Genomic DNA, 261 nt, shown 5'->3' with positions numbered 1-261 from the left:
CAGCGGGCGTTTCGGCGGAGGTGAACGATTTCGAGCAAGGCACGAACAGTGGCGATTACCAGATGGTGATGACCGACGGTTACGGCTCGACAGCGGAAGCGACGGTGACTCTGAAAGAGAGCAACGTCGATGAGTCAGGCTCGTTCGGTGCGCAGACGGTGACGTACGCGGAAAACCAAGTGGCGGACGCGGTAGTGGGTACCTTGTCCGGCAGCGATCTGGATGGCGTGACCAAATACGAGTTCAAACACAGTGACGGCA

The 261-nt window shown here is 58.6% G+C and carries 1 protein-coding gene; it reads left to right on the top strand.

Annotated features, from left to right (window positions below; genetic code table 11):
- On the top strand, positions 1-261 hold a 261-nt coding region (locus AB4138_RS19690; RefSeq protein WP_372307419.1), incomplete at both ends, for a hypothetical protein.

The sequence above is a fragment of the Vibrio sp. 10N.286.52.C3 genome, assembly GCF_041468865.1.
In the GTDB taxonomy this organism is placed as follows: Bacteria; Pseudomonadota; Gammaproteobacteria; order Enterobacterales; family Vibrionaceae; genus Vibrio; species Vibrio crassostreae_C.
Note: the sequence above shows the minus strand (reverse complement) of the source record. Positions and strands in the feature narration are given on the sequence as shown.